This window comes from Microbacterium petrolearium (genome assembly GCF_054782875.1).
The window spans coordinates 1-502 of record NZ_BAAGRQ010000110.1; the positions used below are offsets into that span (position 1 = coordinate 1).

Consider the following 502-nt stretch of genomic DNA (forward strand, 5'->3'; position numbering starts at 1 on the left):
CGCTCGGTCCGTCTCCTCTCTGCAGCAGATCGTCGACGACACCAACACGACGGCGAAGTCGATGGACAAGACGCGCAAGCTGGCCGGCGAGGTGCGTGAGGACATCGAGAAGGCGCGTGAGCGCTACTCCTACACCGGTGAGGCACTGACGGCGTACGGCGCGTCCTTGCGCGCGGCCAAGAACGAGGCCGACCCCGCCGCAGCCAGGCTCCGGACGCTCCGCGCCGACCTCGAGACGGCACAGGCCACGGCGTCGAGCGCCGAGAGTGGCGTGGACGACCTGCCGAAGGACGCGAGCGACGCGGACAAGTCCGACGCGCAGCGTGCCCAGACGAACGCGAACAACGCCGTCAACGACCTCCAGAGCCAGATCACCCAGGCCGAGGCCGAGTGGAACAGCGGGCACGGCGACAAGAACTCGGCGGCGAGCACCGCGATCTCCCAGATCGAGGAGGTCGTGTCGGGCGACAAGGTCAACGGGCTCGAGGACGGCTTCTGGGAC

At 68.7% G+C, this 502-nt stretch carries 1 protein-coding gene; it reads left to right on the forward strand.

The window, feature by feature from the left end; genetic code table 11:
- The coding region (locus ACYVJ0_RS13880; RefSeq protein ID WP_460818449.1) for a hypothetical protein at positions 1–502 on the forward strand (502 nt) is incomplete at both ends.